Origin of the sequence: Dyella marensis (genome assembly GCF_049532885.1) — a bacterium.
Classification (GTDB): domain Bacteria; phylum Pseudomonadota; class Gammaproteobacteria; order Xanthomonadales; family Rhodanobacteraceae; genus Dyella_D; species Dyella_D marensis.
In genome coordinates, this window is the sequence record NZ_CP064029.1 from 1093783 (window position 1) to 1114109 (window position 20327).

General features: G+C 68.4%; 19 protein-coding genes. 14 read left to right on the forward strand and 5 right to left on the reverse strand.

What is annotated here, in order from left to right; genetic code table 11:
- Positions 1-220 precede the first annotated feature (220 nt).
- Positions 221-2191, reverse strand: coding sequence for an alpha/beta hydrolase family protein (locus tag ISN75_RS04700; RefSeq protein WP_343820887.1), 1971 nt, complete (start codon positions 2189-2191; stop codon positions 221-223).
- A 238-nt stretch (positions 2192-2429) separates the two neighbouring features.
- On the opposite strand from ISN75_RS04700, the gene lgt reads away from it, so the two are divergent.
- From lgt to ISN75_RS04720, 4 genes are all read left to right on the forward strand, one after another.
- Positions 2430-3260: a prolipoprotein diacylglyceryl transferase gene (gene lgt, locus ISN75_RS04705; RefSeq protein ID WP_167252256.1), complete on the forward strand. Its 831-nt coding sequence runs from the start codon at positions 2430-2432 to the stop codon at positions 3258-3260.
- A 2-nt stretch (positions 3261-3262) separates the two neighbouring features.
- Entirely contained in the window at positions 3263-4057 is a 795-nt protein-coding gene (locus ISN75_RS04710; protein WP_168649017.1) for a thymidylate synthase, read from the forward strand.
- Between the two features lie 122 nt (positions 4058-4179).
- The gene (locus ISN75_RS04715) at positions 4180-4671 is read left to right on the forward strand and encodes a dihydrofolate reductase (protein WP_167252254.1); all 492 of its coding nucleotides are present in this window, start codon (positions 4180-4182) and stop codon (positions 4669-4671) included.
- A gap of 32 nt (positions 4672-4703) precedes the next feature.
- A complete protein-coding gene (locus ISN75_RS04720; RefSeq protein ID WP_210427835.1) occupies positions 4704-5627 on the forward strand; it encodes a Nudix family hydrolase in 924 nt (307 codons plus the stop codon).
- Between the two features lie 7 nt (positions 5628-5634).
- Here the strand turns inward: ISN75_RS04720 and coaE are convergent, their stop codons facing one another.
- The 4 genes from coaE to pilB form a co-directional block, all read right to left on the reverse strand.
- A complete protein-coding gene (gene coaE / locus ISN75_RS04725; protein WP_343820894.1) occupies positions 5635-6252 on the reverse strand; it encodes a dephospho-CoA kinase in 618 nt (205 codons plus the stop codon).
- Positions 6252-7112 carry a prepilin peptidase gene (locus tag ISN75_RS04730; protein ID WP_168649018.1) on the reverse strand — a complete coding sequence of 287 codons (861 nt, stop codon included), beginning with the start codon at positions 7110-7112 and terminating at the stop codon, positions 6252-6254. Before ISN75_RS04730 ends, coaE begins: the two co-directional genes overlap by 1 nt.
- Before the next feature lie 68 nt (positions 7113-7180).
- The gene (locus tag ISN75_RS04735; protein ID WP_167252251.1) at positions 7181-8449 is read right to left on the reverse strand and encodes a type II secretion system F family protein; all 1269 of its coding nucleotides are present in this window, start codon (positions 8447-8449) and stop codon (positions 7181-7183) included.
- 139 nt (positions 8450-8588) lie between these two features.
- Positions 8589-10310: a type IV-A pilus assembly ATPase PilB gene (gene pilB / locus ISN75_RS04740; RefSeq protein WP_167252250.1), complete on the reverse strand. Its 1722-nt coding sequence runs from the start codon at positions 10308-10310 to the stop codon at positions 8589-8591.
- A gap of 201 nt (positions 10311-10511) precedes the next feature.
- Between pilB and ISN75_RS04745 the strand changes: the two genes are divergently transcribed.
- The 10 genes from ISN75_RS04745 to pseG all read left to right on the forward strand — a co-directional run bounded on the left by ISN75_RS04745 (position 10512) and on the right by pseG (position 20318).
- Entirely contained in the window at positions 10512-11705 is a 1194-nt protein-coding gene (locus ISN75_RS04745; RefSeq protein WP_343820882.1) for a DegT/DnrJ/EryC1/StrS family aminotransferase, read from the forward strand.
- Positions 11706-11799: 94 nt separating this feature from the next.
- The gene (locus ISN75_RS04750) at positions 11800-12654 is read left to right on the forward strand and encodes a glycosyltransferase family 2 protein (protein WP_167252249.1); all 855 of its coding nucleotides are present in this window, start codon (positions 11800-11802) and stop codon (positions 12652-12654) included.
- Between the two features lie 42 nt (positions 12655-12696).
- Positions 12697-13818, forward strand: a complete 1122-nt coding sequence (locus tag ISN75_RS04755) for a glycosyltransferase (protein WP_167252248.1) — start codon at positions 12697-12699, stop codon at positions 13816-13818.
- 34 nt (positions 13819-13852) lie between these two features.
- Positions 13853-14617 (forward strand): class I SAM-dependent methyltransferase, encoded by a 765-nt coding sequence (locus ISN75_RS04760; RefSeq protein ID WP_343820880.1) that lies wholly within the window; start codon positions 13853-13855, stop codon positions 14615-14617.
- Positions 14618-15679 carry a glycosyltransferase family 2 protein gene (locus ISN75_RS04765; protein ID WP_167252246.1) on the forward strand — a complete coding sequence of 354 codons (1062 nt, stop codon included), beginning with the start codon at positions 14618-14620 and terminating at the stop codon, positions 15677-15679. It begins immediately after the preceding gene.
- 38 nt (positions 15680-15717) lie between these two features.
- A complete protein-coding gene (gene pseB, locus ISN75_RS04770) occupies positions 15718-16719 on the forward strand; it encodes a UDP-N-acetylglucosamine 4,6-dehydratase (inverting) (protein ID WP_168649020.1) in 1002 nt (333 codons plus the stop codon).
- Between the two features lie 2 nt (positions 16720-16721).
- The gene (pseC, locus tag ISN75_RS04775) at positions 16722-17882 is read left to right on the forward strand and encodes a UDP-4-amino-4,6-dideoxy-N-acetyl-beta-L-altrosamine transaminase (protein WP_168649021.1); all 1161 of its coding nucleotides are present in this window, start codon (positions 16722-16724) and stop codon (positions 17880-17882) included.
- The gene (pseF, locus tag ISN75_RS04780; RefSeq protein ID WP_168649022.1) at positions 17879-18592 is read left to right on the forward strand and encodes a pseudaminic acid cytidylyltransferase; all 714 of its coding nucleotides are present in this window, start codon (positions 17879-17881) and stop codon (positions 18590-18592) included. Before pseC ends, pseF begins: the two co-directional genes overlap by 4 nt.
- Positions 18589-18741: a hypothetical protein gene (locus ISN75_RS04785; protein WP_343820877.1), complete on the forward strand. Its 153-nt coding sequence runs from the start codon at positions 18589-18591 to the stop codon at positions 18739-18741. The genes pseF and ISN75_RS04785 overlap by 4 nt, the downstream gene beginning before the upstream one ends.
- 11 nt (positions 18742-18752) lie before the next feature.
- A complete protein-coding gene (gene pseG, locus ISN75_RS04790) occupies positions 18753-20318 on the forward strand; it encodes a UDP-2,4-diacetamido-2,4,6-trideoxy-beta-L-altropyranose hydrolase (RefSeq protein ID WP_343820875.1) in 1566 nt (521 codons plus the stop codon).
- The last annotated feature ends 9 nt before the right edge of the window (positions 20319-20327 follow it).

Genomic DNA, 20327 nt, shown 5'->3' on the forward strand with positions numbered 1-20327 from the left:
GTCCCACGGGGGGAGTGGACGTGCCCTGGCATCGCCGAAGCCGGGGAGCAGGCGATGTAAGCCCGAAGTTAAAACAAGGTGACAGCTTCCTGCAACCTTACTGTCGCGTCAGCTTTGTCTTCGTAAGTAATTGCAGACATTCGTTTTGGGCCGGGCCAAAACGAGGAAAGGGCGCCGCGGCGCCCTTTCCCGGGTCCCGCTTTCGTCAGTTCCGCGACAGCTATTTGGCGGCCACGTCGGCCTTCGGGCCGATGTATTTGTCCAGGAAGGACTGCAATGTGTTGTAGAACTCGATGTTGTTCTTCTCGGTGTAGAAGCCGTGGCCCTCGCCGGGCTTGGACAGCCACTGGTACGGCTTGTGCGCGGCTTCGAGCGCGGCGCGCATGGCCTTGGCCTGCGCGAACGGGGCTCGCTGGTCGTCCTCGCCGTGCACCAGCAGCACCGGCACGTCGATCTTGTCGGCCAGCTTGTCGGGGGAGTTGGCCGCCAGGTCGGCGTCGTTCTTGCCGATCACCGTGCGCAGATAGTTGCGGCCACGCTTGTTGGAGCCGATATCGCCCTTGTTGTACATCATGTCCAGGTCGTAGATGCCGGCGTAGCCGACCGCGCACTTGAACAGGCCCGGCGCGCGGATGGTGGCCATCATGGCCGAGTAGCCGCCGAAGCTGCCGCCGTAGACGCAGATGCGCGAGGGGTCGGCATAGCGCTCTTCGATCGCCCACTTCACGCCGTCGATCAGATCCTGCTGGATGCGCGTGCCCCACTTCAGGTAACCGGCTTCCTTGAAGTTCGCGCCGCGCCCGCCGGAGCCGCGGTAGTTCACCTGCAGCACCAGGTAGCCGCGGCTGGCCAGGAACTGCGCGTCGTCGTCGTAGAACCAGGTGTCCTGCACGTCGTGCGGGCCGCCGTGCGGCACCAGCACCATCGGCAGGTTGGCTTCCTTGGAGCCTTTGGGGAAGGTCAGGATCGCTTCCAGCTCCAGCCCGTCGCTGGCCTTGAAGCGCACCGGGCGGCGCTCGGCCATCTTGCCGGGGTCGATCCACGGTGCGGCGTCGAACAGCTTGCGCACTTTGAAGGTCTGCGTGTCGATCAGCATGTACGAACCTGGGCTGCGGTCGCTGCTGACCGAGAACAGCAGCTGGCTGCCGTCCTCGCTGTAGTTGATGAAATCCACCACCTGGCCCGGGAATTTCTGGCTGAGCGCCATATGCAGCTTGGCCGCCGGCAGGTTCGGGTCGATGTAGATCGGCTTGGGCAGGCCGGTCATCGGGGTGGCCGCGAACGGCTGGTTGGGCAGGGCGGTCCACTGCAGGGTGCCGATACTGCCGAAGTCGTCCTTGGCCAGGTCGTGGCGGCCGCTGCCGTTCTCGTCCTGCTCGACCAGCTTGCCGGGGCCGCCGTCGGCGCTGAAGCTGGCGTAGATGCGCTGGCGGTCCGGCGCGAAGCTGATCGGCGCGAAGCTGGCGCCGGTGGCCTGGCTGCCGAGCTTGGCCCAGGCGTTGTTCTCGCGGTGGAACACGACGAAGTTGTAGTTCTCGTCGCGGCCGTAGGCGAAGTGCGCCAGGCCGTCCGCGCCGGTCATGAAGGTCATGTCGCCCACGCCGATGTCGCCGATCAGCTGGCGCGTGTTCTTCTGCGCGTTGACGTCGTAGAGCGAGCTCTGGTTCTGCACGTCCCAGTCCTGCGCGCCCATGTAGAAATGGCCGTTGGCGCGCTCGGGCAGGCCGTCGATGGAACCCCAGCCGCGGTCGGTGCCGCGCGTGGCGGAACGGCTGCTGGCCTTGCTGTCGTAGCCGTAGAGGTAGTCCTGGTTCTTGCCGTTGAAGTCGGTGGCGATGATCTCGCCGGTGGACAGCGGCTTGTCGATCGAGCCGAACTGCTTGCCCTTCTCGATCACCAGGCGGGTGGGGCTGACCCAGACGATGCTGGTCGGCAGCTCGTACTTGGGCATGCGCAGCATGCTCACGGGGTTACTCATGTCGCTGACCTGGTAGACCATCAGCGCGTGGTTGTCGCCGTCGTCGGTATCCACGCGCACGGCCACGTACTTGCCGTCGGGCGACAGGCGCGGCATGGAGATCTGCGGATGGCGGGCGAAATCCTCGACCGGGATCAGGTCGGCGGCCAAGGCGGCCGCGGGCGCGAGCAGGCAAAGCACGGACAGCGCAGTCCGCGCGAAATGAAGCGACATGTATTTTCCCCTGTTTGGTGGCTCCCTTGCCGGGCCGGTGGCTGGGAGCAACACCCCCACCGTGCCGAACGCCGCGACGCATGCCGCTTTCCGGCGGCGCGCCGTGCGGGCGCCTCCCCGGGCCCGCATCGCGTTCGCGGCCGAGTATAGCCAAGCCGGCACGGCCGTCGACCCTGCCTGTCGGCAGCGGTGCCGGTGTCGCTACACTTGGACTTTGCCGGCTTCCCCGATCGGACTCATGTCGCTGCCTTATACCGTCGCCATCGACCCCGTGGCCTTCCGCCTCGGTTCCTTCCCGATCCACTGGTATGGCCTGATGTACCTGGGCGGTTTCTTCGGCGCCTGGCTGCTGGCCGAATACCGCCGCCGCCATGGCCGCCTGCCGGTGACGCGCGATGCGCTGGGCGACCTGCTGTTCTACGCGATGATGGGCGTGATCGCGGGCGGCCGCATCGGCTACATGCTGTTCTATGCCGACATCCATTGGATCTGGACCGACCCGGTGGCGCTGTTCCGCGTGTGGGACGGCGGCATGAGCTTCCACGGCGGCCTGCTCGGCGTGCTCGCCGCGGGGCTGTGGTGGTCGCGCCGGCACCAGGTCGCGTTCTTCGACACGGTGGATTTCGTGGCGCCGATCGTGCCGATCGGGCTGGGCCTGGGCCGCTTGGGCAACTTCATCAACGGCGAGCTGTGGGGCAAGCCCGGCGACGTGCCGTGGGCGATGATCTTCCCCAACGCGCCGGACCGCCTGCCGCGCCACCCCTCGCAGCTGTACGAGATGCTGCTGGAAGGCGTGGTGCTGTTCACCGTGCTGTGGCTGGTGTCGCTCAAGCCGCGCCCGCGCTATCTGCTCTCGGGACTGTTCGCGCTGCTGTACGGCTGCTTCCGTTTCGCGGTGGAATTCGTGCGCCTGCCGGACCCGCAGCTCGGCTACCTGGCCTTCGGCTGGCTCACCATGGGGCAGATCCTGTCGCTGCCGCTCATCCTGGTGGGCCTGGTGCTGATCTTCATGTCCCGCAAGGCGCCGACGCTGCGGCCGTATACCGTGGCGCTGCCGGCGAAGGAGTAACCATGCGCGCTTATCTCGACCTGCTGCGCCACGTGCTGGAGCACGGCACGATCAAGGCCGACCGCACCGGCACCGGCACGCGCAGCGTGTTCGGCTGGCAGATGCGTTTCGACCTGCGCGAAGGTTTTCCGCTGGTCACCACCAAGAAGCTGCACCTGAAGTCGATCATCCACGAGCTGATCTGGTTCCTGCGCGGCGACACCAACATCGCCTACCTGAAGGAACACGGCGTCAGCATCTGGGACGAATGGGCCGACCCGAACGGCGAGCTCGGCCCGGTCTACGGCGAGCAGTGGCGCGCCTGGCGCACGGCCGACGGCGGCACGGTGGACCAGATCCGCTGGGTGGTGGAGGAGATCCGCCGCAATCCGGATTCGCGCCGGCTCATCGTCAACGCCTGGAACGTGGGCGAGCTGCCGCGGATGGCGCTGATGCCGTGCCACACCATGTTCCAGTTCTACGTGGCCGACGGGCGCCTCAGCTGCCAGCTGTACCAGCGCTCGGGCGATATCTTCCTGGGCGTGCCGTTCAATATCGCCAGCTATGCGCTGCTCACCCACATGGTGGCGCAGGTCTGCGGCCTGGGCGTGGGCGACTTCGTGCACGTGCTGGGCGACGCCCACCTGTACAGCAACCACGTCGAGCAGGCCCGCCTGCAGCTGAGCCGCGAGCCGCGCCCGCTGCCCACGCTCCGGCTGAACCCGGACGTGCGCGCGCTGGAAGACTTCCGCTTCGAGGACGTGGCGATCGAGGGCTACACCCCGCACCCGGCCATCAAGGCGCCGGTCGCCGTGTGAATTGCCCTGGGCCGGCGGCCACCGCCCCGGCGGTGTTCGTGAGTACAATGCGCGGCTAGCGCGCGCCGACCCCCATATGGCCGCCCGTGCGTCCCCATACGGTTCGCTCATCTGGAGTCTTCATGGCCATTTCGCTCATCGCCGCGCTCGACGAGAACTCTGCCATCGGCCGCAAGGGCCAGTTGCCCTGGCACCTGCCGGACGACCTGCGCTGGTTCAAGGAGCTCACGCTCGGCAAGTTCGTGCTGATGGGCTACAACACGGCGGTGTCGGTCGGCCGCGCCCTGCCGGGCCGGACCAACCTGGTGCTGACGCGCAAGCACGAAGCGCCGTTCCCGGGCCAGGTCACCGTGCGTTCGCTGGAAGAGGGCCTGGCCCGCGCCGGCGGTACCGGACTGATGGTGATCGGCGGCGGCGAGGTCTACAAGGCGGCGCTGCCGAAGGCGCAGCGGCTGTTCCTGACCTGGGTGAATGCGGCGGTGGACGGTGCGGATACCTTCTTCCCCGGCGTGCATTTCAGCGACTGGACCGAGCTCAGCCGCACCCATCACAAGAAAGATGCCGACCACGCCTACGACTTCGACATGGTCGAGTACGTCCGCAGCAGCATTTGAGCCCCGTTCCCCCTAGCGGCGCCATCCACGTCATGGCCGGCGTCCTGGTCGACCCGGCCGGACGCGTGCTGCTGGCGCAGCGGCCGCCGGGCAAGCACCTGGCGGGCGCGTGGGAGTTTCCCGGCGGCAAGCTGGAGCCGGGCGAAGCGGCCGGCGACGGGCTGGCGCGCGAGCTGGCCGAAGAGCTGGGTATCGCGATCGGCCCGGGCGAGCCGCTGACGCGGGTGCCCTGGGCCTATGGCGCCAAGCGCCTGCTGCTGGATGCCTGGGTGGTGCGGCGCTGGGACAGCGAGCCGCGGCCGCTGGAGCACACCGCGCTGCAATGGGCCGATCCCGATGCGGTCGATCTGGCGCTGCTGGCGCCGGCCGACCGCGCCATCCTGCAGGCGCTGCGCCTGCCGCATCGTTATCCGATCACACCGGCGGACCTGCCGCCCGCGGCCCATGACGCCTGCGCCGCCATGCTGCGCGATGCCCTGGGCCGCGGCGAGCGGCTGCTGCAGCTGCGCCTGCCGCTATGGCCGATGGAGCAGGTGAGGGAGCTGGCCGGGCAGCTGCTGCCGGAAGCGCGCAGCCGCGGTGCGCGGCTGCTGCTCAACGGCGATATCGAAGGCGCACTGGCCCTGGGTGTCGGCGTGCAATTGAAGGCCGCGCAGCTGAGCGGCAGCGAACGGCCCTTGCCCTGGAACCAGCCCGTCGGCGCGAGCTGCCACGATGCCGCCGAGCTGGCGCGGGCGCTGGCGCTGGGGGCGGATTTCGCGACCGTGTCGCCGGTGGCCGTCACCGCGACCCATCCGGAGCTGCCTGCGCTTGGCTGGGCCGCTTTCGCGGCACTGGCCGAGGCGGCGGCGCTGCCGGTCTACGCGCTCGGCGGCATGAGTCAGGCAGACGTGCAGCAGGCGCGCACGTCGGGTGGGCAGGGCGTCGCGGGCATCCGCGGCTTCTGGGGCGGCTGACGCGCGCTCAGGTCCTGGTTTTGGCCAGCGCCAGATAGCGCTGGTGCAGGGCGGCCACTGCGGCATCCAGCGCGGCTTCTTCGCCGGTATTGGCGATCACGTCGTCGGCGATGGCGAGGCGTTCCTCGCGGCGCGCCTGGCGTTGGATCATGCGGCGTGCCAGCGCCTCGTCGATGCCGTCGCGGCGCATCAGCCGCTCCAATTGCGCGGCCTCGGTGCTGTCCACCACCAGCACGCGGTCGACCCAGCGGTAATGCGCGATGTTCTCCGCCAGCAGCGGAATCGCCAGCAGGCAGTACGGGCCGTGATCGGTGCCGGCGCGTTCGCGCAGCCAGCTGCGCACGCGCGGGTGGGTGATGGCTTCCAGCTGGCGCCGGGCCATGTCGTCGGCGAAGACGCGGCGGCGCATGGCGGCGCGATCGAGTTGCCCCTCGCCGTCGAGCACGCCGGCGCCGAAGGTCTGCACGATGGCCGCCAGCCCTTCGCTGCCGGGCTTGACCACTTCCCGCGCGGCCACGTCGGCGTCGTAGACCGCGATGCCCAGCGCTTCGAAGCGCCGCGCCACCGCGCTCTTGCCGGAGGCGATGCCGCCGGTGAGCGCGACGACGTAAGGGCGCGGCGCGATCACCGCAGCCCGGTGATCTGCATGTAGGTGTGCAGCATCCAGTCGCCGGCCACGAACCACAGCCAGCCGGCCATGGCGATGAACGGGCCGAACGGGATCGGCACCTCGGCTTTATGCCGGCGCAGCAGGATCAGCGAACCGCCGATCACCGTGCCCACCAGCGAGGACAGCAGCACGATCGGCAGCAGCGCGCCGGCGCCCATCCAGGCGCCCATGGCCGCCAGCATCTTGAAATCGCCGTAGCCCATGCCTTCCTTGCCGGTGGCGAGCTTGAACAGCCAGTACACGCTCCACAGGCTGAGGTAGCCGATCGCCGCGCCGATGATCGCGGCGGTGGGCGTGACGAACATCGGCAGCAGGGTAAGCAGCAGGCCGATCCACAGCAGCGGGTAGTTGAGTTCGTCCGGCAGGTACTGGGTGCGGAAGTCGATGCCGGCCAGCGCGATCAGCAGCCAGGTGAAGGCCAGGCCGGCCAGCGCCGGCAGGGTGGGGCCGAACTTCCACACCACGATGGCGCTGAGCACGCCGCTCAGCAGTTCCACCAGCGGGTACTGGATCGAGATCGGCTCCTTGCAGTAGCGGCAACGCCCGCGCAGCAGCAGCCAGCCGAACAGCGGGACGTTGTCGAACACCGACAGGCGGTGCTTGCACCTGGGGCAGTGCGAGGGCTCGCGCACGATGCCGGGCGGGCGGGGCGTGGTTTCGTCGGGGGGAAGCTTGAGCGTATCCAGCGCCTGTTCGCGCCACGCCGCTTCCATGCGCTCGGGCAGGCGCAGGATCACCACGTTGAGAAAGCTGCCCACCAGCAGGCCGAGCACGCCTGCCACGGTGATCCAGGCCCAAAGAGGAAGCTCAGGCATGCGTCGTCTCGATAGCTATAAAAAAAGCCCCCCTCTCCCGGGGGAGAGAGGGGCTCGGATGCGGAAGCTTACACGGTGCCCGCGAGCTTGAAGATCGGCAGGTACAGCGACACCACCATGCCGCCCACCAGCACGCCGAGGATCACCATGATCAGCGGCTCGAGCAGGGTGGACAGGGTGTCGACCGCGTTGTTGACCTCTTCCTCGTAGAACTCGGCCACCTTGAACAGCATGTTGTCCAGGGCGCCGGATTCCTCGCCGATGGCGGTCATCTGCACCACCATGTTCGGGAACAGGCCGGTCTGGCGCATGGCCAGCTGCAGCTGGTGGCCGACCGCGACGTCGTCGCGCATCTGCCGGACCGCGTCGCCGTAGACGATGCTGCCGGTGGCGCCGGCCACGGCGTCCATGGCTTCGACCAGGGGCACGCCGGCGCGGAAGGTGACGCCGAGGGTGCGGGCGAAGCGGGCGATGGCGGATTGGCGGAGGATGGCGCCCATCACCGGCAGCTTCAGCATCACGCGGTCGAGGAAGTGCGCGAACTTCTGCGAGCGGTTCTTGGCCATGACCAGGGCGACGATGCTGCCGACGATCACGCCGATCACCACGTACCAGTAGCTCTGCATGAACTGCGAGGCGGAGATCACGATCTGGGTCGGCGCCGGGAGTTCCGCGCCGGCGTCCTTGAAGGTCTGCTGGAACACCGGCACCACGAACAGCAGCAGGATCATGCTGACCAGCAGCGCCACCGCCAGCACCATCACGGGGTAGAACAGGGCCTTCTTGATCTTGCTCTTGATCGCTTCCATCCGCTCCTTGTAGGTCGCCACGGTGTCCAGCACCGTGTCGAGCACACCGGCGGATTCGCCCGCGTGCACCAGGTTGCGGTAGAGCTCGTCGAACTGGACCGGATACTTGGCCAGCGCCTCGTGCAGCGCGGCGCCGCCCTCGATGCCCTGCTTGACGTCGACCAGCATGTTCTTGAAGCGGACGTTCTTCTGGCCGTCGGCGATGATCTCGAAGGACTGCACCATCGGCACGCCCGACGCCATCATGGTGGCGATCTGGCGGCTGAAGATGGCCACGTCGCGCGGCTTGACCGTGCTGCCGGCAGCGCCGAAGAGGGGCTTGGACTTCTCGCGCACCGTCTGCGGGTTCATGCCCTGGCGGCGCAGCTCGGCCTTCACCAGCGAAGCGTTCTTCGCCGGCATCTCGCCCTTCATGCGCTTGCCGCGCTTGTCCAGCGCGACCCAGTCGTACATGGACATCTGGGTGACGGCGGCGCGCTCTGCGCCGCGGGCGCGAGCGTCTTTGGCTGCCGTGATTGCTGTGGCCATGCGGAAACTCCCCCTTCGAGCTTGCCGGCCAGGGGCCGGCGGCAAATTTGTTGCAGCTTATGGCAAATCTCTCAGGCAATCCGTGCCTTGGCACGCAACTCCAGTGCGGGCGGCGTCTCAGGCCGCCGCAGGAGCCGCGTCAGTCCTTGGTGACGCGGTCGATCTCGGCCAGGCTGGTCACGCCCTGCTTGGCTTTCAGCAGGGCCGAGGCGCGCAGGTCGTTGATGCCGGCGCCGCGCGCCACCTCGGCGATCTGCATGGCGTTGCCGCCCTGCAGCACGATCTTCTGGATCTCCTCGAGCATGGGCATCACCTGATAGATGCCCACGCGGCCCTTGTAGCCTTCGTTGCAGTTGTCGCAGCCGACCGCCTCGTACAGGGTCAGGCCGGCGTCGATCTCTTCCTGGGTGAAGCCGGCGGCGAGCAGGGTGGCCGGCGGCAGGTCCAGCGGCTTCTTGCAGTCGTGCAGGCGGCGGGCCAGGCGCTGGGCGATCACCAGGGTGACCGACGAGGTGATGTTGTAGGGCGCGATGCCCATGTTCATCAGGCGCGAGATGGTCTGCGGCGCGTCGTTGGTATGCAGGGTGGACAGCACCATGTGGCCGGTCTGCGCGGCCTTGATGGCGATCTCGGCGGTTTCCAGGTCGCGGATTTCGCCGACCATGATCACGTCCGGATCCTGGCGCAGGAAGGAGCGCAGGGCCGCGGCAAAGGTCATGCCGCGCTTGGTGTTCTGCTGAACCTGGTTGATGCCCTCGACGCGGATTTCGACCGGGTCTTCCACCGTGGAGATATTGCGCTCGTTGGTGTTGAGGATATTCAGCGCCGTGTACAGCGACACGGTTTTGCCCGAGCCGGTCGGGCCGGTGACCAGCACCATGCCGTAGGGCTTGTGGATGGCTTCGATGTAGAGCTGCTTCTGGACTTCCTCGTAGCCGAGCTTGTCGATGCCGAGCTTGGCGGTGGAGGCGTCCAGGATACGCAGCACGATCTTCTCGCCGAACAGCGTGGGCAGCGTGCTGACGCGGAAGTCGACCGAGCGGCTCTTGGAAAGATTGAGCTTGATGCGGCCGTCCTGCGGCACGCGCCGCTCGGCGATGTCCAGGCCGGCCATCACCTTCAGGCGCGAGGAGATGCGCGTGGACAGCTTCATCGGCGGGCTGGCCACCGCGCGCAGCATGCCGTCCATGCGCAGGCGCACGCGGTAGTTGGTTTCGAATGGTTCGAAGTGGATGTCCGAGGCGCCGCGCTTGATCGCGTCGACCAGGATCTTGTTGACGAACTTCACCACCGGCGCGTCGTCGTTCGCGTTGGCGTCGATGCCGGTGGTGTCGCCGTCGTCGTCGCCGGCTTCCAGCGCGAGTTCGTCGAGGTCGTCGCCGCCGAGGTCCGGCACGCTGGAGCTCATCGCGCTGAGCGCGGTCTCGATCACCCGGTGCAGCTGGGCGCGCTCGACCAGGATCGGTTCCACCATGCAGTTGGAGTGGAACTTGATCTCGTCCAGCGCATGCGACTGCATCGGGTCGGCGATGCCGACGAACAGGCGCTTGCCGCGGCGGAACAGGGGCAGGGCGTGGTGCTTGTTGATCAGCGCTTCGCTGATCAGGTTCAGCGGCATGCTGGCCGGCTGCAGCGAGGAGACGTCCATCGCCGGCATGCCGAATTCGGCCGAGGCGAGCTGGGTGAGCCGGCTGCTGTCGATCAGGCCGTGGTCCAGCAGCCAGGCGGTGAGCGTGGTCTTGGCCTGGGCGGAATCGAGTACCGCCTTGCGCACGTCCGGCTCGGGGAGCACCCCTTCGGATACCAGGCGCCGGGCCATGCCGGACAGCCCTGCCAGTGACGGTTGCATTTGCGTCGCCATAACCTGAATGTCGCCCAGCCCCCTGATTGACGGGGAATTTACCGCAGAAGCCGCGCCAGTACACCCGTGCCCGGCCCATTTGCGTGAAATCCAGCACATTGGATTCCCATAAGCGTGGCGTCCGTCAGGGTTGTGACGCCGCCATGGACGCCGCCGTGAAAGTTCGTATACAAAAGCGGCCTTTCCCCAGTGGTCGCCATCGTGTCCAACGCCGAACCCATGCAGCCGTTCCTGATCTTCGGAGCACCCCAGATCGGCGAGGAAGAAATTGCGGAAGTCGAGGCCTGCCTGCGCTCGGGCTGGCTGGGCACGGGGCCGCGGGTGGCGCGTTTCGAGCAGGATTTCGCGCAGTGGCGCGGGGTGCGCCCCTCGCAGGTGGCCGCGGTCAATTCCTGCACGGCGGCCATCCACGTGAGCATGGTCGCCGCGGGGCTGGAGCCGGGCAGCGAGGTGATCACCACGCCGCTGACTTTCTGCGCCACGGTCAATGCGATCCTGCACGCCGGCCTGACCCCGGTGCTGGCCGACGTGGACGCGGTCACCCAGAACCTGGACCCGGATGCCATCGAAGCGGCCATCACGCCGCGCACCCGGGCCATCCTGCCGGTGCACTTCGCCGGCCGCCCCTGCGCGATGGACCGCATCATGGCCATCGCGCGGAAGCACGGGCTGATGGTGATCGAGGACTGCGCCCACGCCATCGAAACCGAGTTCCACGGCCAGCCGGCCGGCACCTTCGGCGACTTCGGCTGCTTCAGCTTCTACGTCACCAAGAACGTGGTGACCGGCGAGGGCGGCATGATCCTGGGCCGCAGCGAGGAACAGATCGCCCGCGCCCGCATGCTGGCCTTGCACGGCATGAGCAAGGACGCCTGGCACCGCTTCGGCGACAAGGGCTACAAGCACTACCAGGTGGTGGAGTGCGGCTTCAAATACAACATGATGGATCTGCAGGCGGCCATCGGCATCCACCAGCTAGCCCGCGTGGAGCGCAGCTGGGAGCGCCGGCAGCAGCTGTGGCGCCGCTATGACGAAGCCTTCGCGGACTTGCCGATCGGCCTGCCGGCCGCGCCGGAAGCCAATACCCGCCACGGCTATCACCTCTACACGGTGATGCTGGACGAGCAGCGCTGCGGCATCAGCCGCGACGATTTCCTGGAAGCCATGAACGCCAGGCGGATCGGCACCGGCGTGCACTACCTGTCGGTGCCCGAGCACCCCTATTACCAGGACCGCTTCGGCTGGCGCCCGGAGCAGTGGCCGCATGCCATGCGCATCGGCCGGCAGACCGCGAGCCTGCCGCTTTCGCCCGCGATGAGCGACGCGGACGCCGAACGGGTGATCGAGGCGGTCACCGAGATCACCACCCGCGGCCAGGCGCGCAAGCGCGGCTGAGGCCGCGCCGGGGCCTCCAGGCGCCGGAATCCGTCGATTCCCGCGCAGCCCGCCCGCCCCGGGCAGGCTATGATTGCCATTACGAGAGGGGCGCATGAAATCACTGAGCATCATCCTGCCTGCGAAGAACGAGGCTGCGGCACTGCGCGGCCTGTTGCCCAGGCTGCGCGAGGCCGCGCCGGACGCGGAAATCATCGTGGTCGACGACGGCTCCACGGACGACACCCGTGAGCTGTGCGCCAGCCATGCCATCACCTGCCTGTCCTCGCCGTACTCGATGGGCAACGGCGCCGCGATCAAGCGCGGCGCGCGCGCCGCCGGCGGCGACATCCTGGTGTTCATGGACGGCGACGGCCAGCACGATCCGGCCGACATCGCCCGCCTGCTGCAGCACCTGGAGCAGGGCTACGACATGGTGGTGGGCGCGCGCGACTGGGAAAGCCAGGCCGGCGTCGGCCGCGGCGTGGCCAACACCATCTACAACTGGCTGGCCACGCGCATGACCGGTCACGCCATCCTGGACCTCACCTCCGGCTTCCGCGCGGTGAAGGCCAGGCAGTTCCGCGAATTCCTGCACCTGCTGCCGAACGGGTTTTCCTACCCGACCACCAGCACCATGGCGTTCTTCCGCAGCGCCTATCCGGTGGCCTACATGCCGATCAAGGCGGCCAAGCGCATCGGGCACAGCCATATCCGGCCGCTGCGCGACGGCGTGCGCTTCCTGCTGATCATCTTCAAGATCGCCACGCTGTACTCGCCGCTGAAGCTGTTCGCGCCGGCCAGCGCGGTGTTCTTCCTGCTCGGGCTGATCAACTACGCCTGGACTTTCCTGCACGAAGGCCGCCTCACCAACATGAGCACGCTGCTGTGGAGCGCCTCGGTGATCGTGTTCCTGATCGGGCTGGTGTCCGAGCAGATCACCGCGCTGACCTACAAGGCGCGGGACTGACGCATGCCTGCGCTTGCCGGCCGGCCGCAGCGGTGACCACGCATGGCTGAATCGATGGTCGTGATCACCAGCTCGTTTCCGATCCGCGGAGACGGCAGCGAGGCGGCGGGCGCCTTCGTGGCCGACCTGGTCGAGGAACTGGCGCGGCAGGCCGCGGTGCGCGTGGTGGCGCCGGGTCCGCGCGACGAGCGCGAGCAGTACGCGCCGAATATCGAAGTGATTCGCTACGCGGCGCCGGCGAAGCCGCTGTCCACGCTGAAGCCGTGGCGCCCGGGCGACCTGTACTGGCTGGCCCGTGTGCTGCGCGGCGGCATGCGAGCGGCGCGCGCGGCCGTCGGCAGCGGCAAGCCGCGCGTGCTGGCGCTGTGGGGCCTGCCCTGCGGCGAATGGGCGCGCCGCGTCGCCGCCAGCCGCGGCCTGGCCTACACCGTGTGGCTGCTGGGCAGCGACGTGTGGTCGCTGGGCCGCGTGCCGGTGCTGCGCGGCATGCTGGGGCGGGTGATCCGGCAGGCCGGCAAGGCTTATGCGGACGGCTACGTGCTGGCCGACGACGCCCGCAGGATCGCCGGTATCCCGGTCGACTTCCTGCCCAGCACACGTTCCATCGGCACGGCCGGCGAGCCGCCGCCGCCGCGGGCGCAGGCGCCATACCGGCTGCTGTTCCTGGGCCGCTGGCATCCGAACAAGGGCGTGGACCTGTTGCTGCAGGCGCTGGGCCTGCTCGGCGATGCCGACTGGCAGCGCATCGAACAGGTGGAAATCCAGGGCGGCGGCCCGCTGGAGCCGGCCGTGCGCGAGGCCGTCGAGGCCTTGCAGCGCGCCGGGAGGCCGGTGCTGCTCGGTGCCTTTCTTTCGAAGGACCAGGCCGAAGCCGCCATCGCACGGGCCGACTGGCTGCTGATCCCCTCGCGCATCGAAAGCATCCCGGTGGTGTTTTCCGACGCCATGAAACTGGGCCGGCCGGTGGTGTCGATGCCGGTGGGCGACCTGCCGCGGCTGGTGGAGGAGCTGCGCTGCGGTGTTGTCGCCCAGGCCGTGTCCGCCGAAGATTACGCGCGGGCGCTGGCCGCCGCCGTGGCGGCGCCTACCGGACGCTTCCTGCCGGGCACCGAAGCCGCCGCCCGCTTCGACCTGCGGGCCATCGCCCGCACCTTGCTGCACTGAGACCGGCTGCATTGAGACAGGCTTTGCTCCGCATATGAACGAGAACCGCCAGACCTGGGACGAACGGGCGCGGGCCCTCGGCGCCACGCGCCGCGGCGTGCTGTTCAAAGGTTTCACCGACGAGGCGAACGGCCGCCTGCACGACTGGCACGCCTGGCTGGTGCGCGAGATGTTCGCCCCGGCGATCGGCGCCGAAGGCGGCGCCGTGCTGGACCTGGGCTGCGGCTACGGCCGCCTGTCGCAGACGCTGGCCACGGCCCGCCCGGATCTGTTCGTGGTCGGCCAGGACATCAGCGGCTGGTACTGCCAGCGCATGGCCGAAGCCGGCGGTGGAGCGGTGCTGGCCGACCTGCGCGCGCTGCCGTTCCGCCCGCGCAGCATGGCCGGCGCCATGGCCATCACCTCGCTGATGTATCTGGACCGCCCCGAAGTCGGCGCGGCCTTCGCGCAGATCGCGGCGATGCTGCGGCCTGGCGCGCCGCTGCTGATCGTGGACCCGGGCGAGGAATTGCGCTCGCTGATCGGCCGCCTGGCCGGCAACCGCGTGGCCTCCGCCACCGGCGGACGCGGTTTCCAGCGCGAGGAATACATCGCCCTGGCCCGCGCGGCCGGTTTCGAGGTGCTGGGCAAGGGCGGCAATCCGCGCGACAGCGCGCTGCTGCTGGCCACCGCCGGCGGACGCGTAGGCTTGGGCCTGGCCAGCCGACTGGCCGGCCGGCAGAGGCCGCGTGCCGGCGGCTATTCGCCGCTGGCGCTGCATCGCTGGCTGCTGCTGAAAGCGCCCGGCGAGGGCCGCTGAATGGCTGGCAGCGCCTCTGACGTCGAGCTTTACCCGGCGCGGGAGCGCGTGGCCGATCCGGTCTGCTCCATCTGTATCGCCAATTACAACGGCACCGGACTGCTGGCCGAATGCCTGGATTCGATCTTTGCCCAGGCGGCCGAGATCGCACTCGAAGTGCTGGTGCACGACGACGCTTCCACCGACGGCTCGGTGGAGTGGCTGCGCGAGCGCTATCCGCAGGTGGAACTGCTGGCGGCGCGCAGCAATGTCGGCTTCTGCATCGGCAACAACCGGATGGTCGCGCACGCACGCGGCCGCTACGTGCTGCTGCTGAACAACGATGCCGCGCTGCAGCCCGGCGCGCTGCGCGCCCTGCTCGGCGTGGCCGCGCAGCAGGCCACGCCCTGCATTGCCACGCTGCCGCAGTACGACTGGGCTTCCGGCGAACTGGTCGATCGCGGCTGCCGGCTGGACCTGTTCTACAACCCCGTGCCGAACCTCGACGTGGCGCGCCGCCAGGTGGCGATCACCATCGGCGCCTGCCTGTTCCTGCCGCGCAGCCTGTGGGAAGAACTGGGCGGCTTCCCCGAGTGGATGGGCTCCCTCGCCGAAGACATGTACCTGTGCTGCCTGGCGCGCCTGCGCGGCGTGCCGGTGCTGGTGGCGCAGGAAAGCGGCTATATCCATCGCCAGGGCGCCAGCTTCGGCGGCAACCGCGTGGACGCCGGCCGCCTCAACACCACCTTCCGCCGCCGCCGCCTGAGCGAGCGCAACAAGACCGCGGTAATGGTGGTCTGCACGCCGACGATCGCGGTGTGGCCGCTGCTGACCCTGCACGCCGCCGCGCTGCTGCTCGAAGGGCTGGCGCTGGCGCTGGTCAAGCGCGATGCGCGCGTGTGGAGCGAGATCTACCTGCCGACCCTGCGCTATATCGCCAGCGACTTCCGCGCGCTGCGCCAGCGCCGCCGCGTCGCCCAGGGCATGCGCCGGGCCAGCCTGGCGGCCTATCTGCGCGACGTCGTGCTGTTTCCGCGAAAACTGAGCATGCTGGGGCGCTATGGCATTCCGCATATCCGCTGAGCCGTCCCATTCCACGAATTCCGCTGAGGTTGCATCCCATGTTTGACGGCAAGTCCATCCTGATCACCGGCGGCACCGGCTCCTTCGGCAAGCAGTACGTGCAGACCCTGCTCGGTCGCTACCAGCCGCGGCGCGTGGTGATCTATTCGCGCGACGAACTGAAACAGTACGAGATGCAGCGCCAGTACGACGCGCCCTGCATGCGCTACTTCATCGGCGACGTGCGCGACCGCGGCCGCCTGGTGCAGGCCATGCGCGGGGTGGACTACGTGATCCACGCCGCCGCGCTCAAGCAGGTGCCGGCGGCGGAGTACAACCCCACCGAATGCATCAAGACCAATATCCACGGCGCGGAGAACGTGATCCACGCGGCGCTGGAGAACGAGGTCGCCAAGGTGATCGCGCTGTCCACCGACAAGGCGGCCAATCCGATCAACCTCTACGGCGCCACCAAGCTGGCCTCCGACAAGCTGTTCGTCGCCGCCAACAATATGGCCGGCGGCCACCGCACCGTCTTCTCGGTGGTGCGCTACGGCAATGTGATCGGCTCGCGCGGCTCGGTGGTGCCGTTCTTCAAGCAGCTGCTGGCCGAAGGCTGCGATGCGCTGCCGCTGACCGACGTGGCGATGACGCGCTTCTGGATCTCGCTGCAGCAGGGCGTGGACTTCGTGCTGAAGAATTTCGAGCGCATGCACGGCGGCGAAATCTTCGTGCCGAAGATCCCCTCGGTGCGCATCGTCGACCTGGCCCGCGCGATGGCGCCGCAGATGGCGCACAAGATCGTCGGCATCCGCCCCGGCGAGAAGCTGCACGAGATCATGTGCCCGGCCGACGACTCGCATCTCACGCTGGAGTTCGACGACCACTACGTGATCCGCCCCACCATCACCTTCTTCAACCGGCCCAACGATTTCGCCGTCAACGGGCTGGGCGAAACGGGCACCCCGGTGCCGCAGGGTTTCGAATACAACTCCGGCACCAATCCGCATTTCCTCGATAACGACGGCATCCTGCAGCTGCACCGCGAGGCGGGGATCTGAACATGATTCCCTACGGCCGGCAGGACGTGACCCAGGACGACGTCGACGCGGTGATCGAAGTGCTGCATTCGGACTTCCTCACCCAGGGTCCGATGACGCCGAAGTTCGAAGCCGCCGTCGCAGCTTATGTCGGCGCCGGCTTCGGCGTGGGCGCGAACAGCGCCACCTCGGCCCTGCACGTGGCCTGCCTGGCGCTGGGGCTGGGCGAAGGCGACTGGCTGTGGACCACGCCGATCACCTTCGTCGCTTCGGCCAACTGCGCGCTCTATTGCGGCGCCCAGGTGGACTTCGTCGATATCGACGAGCGTACCTACAACCTCTGCCCGGTCAAGCTCGAACAGAAGCTGATCCAGGCCAAGGCCGAAGGGCGTTTGCCCAAGGTGGTGGTGCCGGTGCATTTCTCGGGGCAGCCCTGCGACATGCGCGCCATCCATGCGCTGGCGCAGACCTATGGCTTCAAGATCGTCGAGGACGCCTCGCACGCCATCGGCGCGCGCTATCTGGGCGAGCGCATCGGCAACAGCCGCTACAGCGACATCACCATCTTCAGTTTCCACCCGGTGAAGATCATCACCACCGTGGAAGGCGGCATGGCGATGACCAACGATGCCGCGCTGGCCGAGCGCATGGCGCTGTTCCGCGCGCACGGCATCACGCGCGATCCGGCGCGCATGACGCACGCTTCCGACGGCCCCTGGTACTACCAGCAGGTGGAGCTGGGCTACAACTACCGCATGAACGATCTGCAGGCGGCGCTGGGCATCAGCCAGCTGGGAAGGATCGACGCTTACCTGGAACGCCGGCACGAGCTGGCCGCACGCTACGACCGCCTGCTGGCCGGCCTGCCGCTGACCTTGCCGTGGCAGCATCCGGACGGCTATTCCGGCCTGCACCTGTACACCGTGCGGCTGCAGCTGGACCGCATCCAGCGCACGCGCCTGGAAGTATTCGAAGCGATGCGCGCGGATGGCATAGGCGTCAACGTGCATTACATCCCGGTGCATACGCAGCCTTACTACCGCGAGCACGGCATGGCCGGGCGCGAGTTCCCCGAGTCGGAGCGCTACTACGCGGAGGCAATCACGCTGCCGCTGTATCCGATGCTTACCGATGCGGCGCAGGACGAAGTGATCGCGTCGCTGCGCCGGGCGCTGGGCGTATGAATCTCGCGGTGATCCCCGCGCGCGGCGGCAGCAAGCGCATTCCGCGCAAGAACATCCGTGCGTTCTGCGGCAAGCCGGTGATCGCCTGGTCGATCGAGGCGGCGCGGCGCAGCGGGTGCTTCGAGCGGGTCGTGGTGTCGACGGACGACGAGGAGATCGCTGCGGTGGCGCGCTCGTTCGGCGCCGAGGTGCCATTCCTGCGTCCCGCGGAGCTGGCCGGCGATCACGCCGACACGGTGTCGGTCATCCGCCACGCCGTGGGCGAGCTGCAGCGGGCAGGCGCCGCGCCGCGCAACGTGTGCTGCATCTATGCCACCGCGCCGTTCGTCGAAGCGGGCGATATCGAGCGCGGCTTGCACATGCTCGATGCGGGCGACGGCGATTACGTTTTCCCGGTCACCACCTTCCCGTTCCCGATCCAGCGCGCCCTGCGCCTGTCGGCGGAGGGGCGGGTGGCGATGTTCGCGCCGGAGCATGCCGGCACGCGCTCGCAGGACCTGGAAGAAGCCTGGCACGACGCGGGCCAGTTCTACTGGGGCCGCGCGCAGGCCTGGCTGGATGGCGTGGGCATCTATGCGTCGGGCGCGGGGCTGCCGATTCCGCGGCATCGCGTGCAGGACATCGACACGGAAGAAGACTGGATCCGCGCGGAATGGATGTTCCGCGCCCAGCGGGCGGCGCAAGGCAATCACGGGGCGGAACAGGCATGACCTACAAGACCGGGCAGGAAGCGTTCTGCGGCGAGATCATGGACCGCTATCCGGACCTGCGCCTGGTCGACTACGGCTTCGCCTACCGCCGCGACCCCAGCTTCCCGCAGGACGACATCACCTGGTCCCTGCTCGAAAAGACCGCCTAGCGGGCGATGGCATGAAAGCAGCCTTTCGCGCCGATGCGTCGTTCCAGCTGGGCAGCGGGCATGTGATGCGCTGCCTGGCGCTGGCGCGTGCGCTGCGCGAGGAAGGAGCTTCGTGCCGGTTCGTTTGCCGCGAGTTGCCGGGGCATCTGGGCGCGCGGATTGCTGCGGAAGGTTTCGAGCTGGCCTTGCTGCCGGCCGATGGCGAAGCGGCTGCCATGGATGAGCGTGGCGATGCCGAGGCGACGATCGAGGCGCTCGGCGGCAGCGTCGACGTGCTGATCGTGGATCACTACGCACTGGATGCCCGGTGGGAACAGGCCTTGCAGCCCCACGCCGGGAAGCTTGTGGCGATCGACGATCTCGCCGACCGGCCGTATCTGGCGCAGATGCTGATCGACCAGAACGCCGGCCGCCGTGCAGAGCGCTATGCCGGCCTGGTATCCACCGATTGCCGGGTGCTTGCCGGCCCGCGCTACGCGATGCTGCGTCCGGAGTTCCGCCAGCGGCGCGAAGCAAGCCTGGCGCGACGCGCGCAGGCGCCGCTGCACAGGATCGTGATCAGCATGGGCGGGGGCGATGCGGCTGACGCCACGTCGCTTGCGTTGGAAGGCTTGAGCCGGTCGCTGCTGCCGGCGGCATGCCGGATCACCGTGGTGCTCGGTGCGCAGGCCGCGTCGAAGGAACGCGTGAGGGAGCTGGCGGCGCGCAGCCCATGGCCGTGCGAAGTTCTCGAAGACGTCGGCGATATGGCTGCCCTGCTGGCGGATTGCGATCTCGCCATCGGCGCTGCCGGCGTTTCCGCCCTGGAACGCTGCTGCCTCGGCTTGCCGTCGCTGCTGGTGATCCTGGCCGACAACCAGCGTCCCGGTGCGCAGGCGCTGGTGCGGCAGGGTGCAGCGATGCTGCTGGGCGGCCCGGAGAACCTGCCGGACGCCATCCCCGCCGCCTTGCAGGATTTGCTGGCGCCGGATGCCTGGCGCGCGATGTCGGCTGCGGCCGCTGACATATGCGACGGCCTCGGCTTGCAGCGCGTACGCATCTGCATCGAGGACCTGGCATTACGCCCATCCTCCTCGCACGAAGCCACCGTCAGGCCGATGCGCCCCGACGACCTCGACGCCGTACTGTCCTGGCGCAACCACCCCGACGTGCGCCGCCACATGTATACCACGCACGAGATCGGCATCGCCGAACACCGCGCCTGGTACGAACGCAGCGCGGCCGATCCGCGCCGCCATCTGCTGATCGTCGAGCAGGCCGGCCAGCCGCTGGGCTTCGTGCATTTCACCGAAGCTGGCACGGACGACGTCGCCGACTGGGGCTTCTACGCCGTGCCGGGCGCACCGTCCGGCACCGGCCGCCGGCTGGGCGCCGCGGCGCTCGATCACGCGTTTGGTACCCTTGGCCTGCGCAAGGTCCGTGGCCAGGCGCTGCTGTCCAATGAACGCTCGCAGGCCATGCACCGCGCGCTGGGCTTCATCGGCGAGGCGCTGCCGGAACCGGGCCATCCCGTGGACAGCGTCGGTTTTGGCCTGACCGCCCGCCAATGGCGCGAACGGGCTCCGGTATCGAGGTAAGGATGAGTC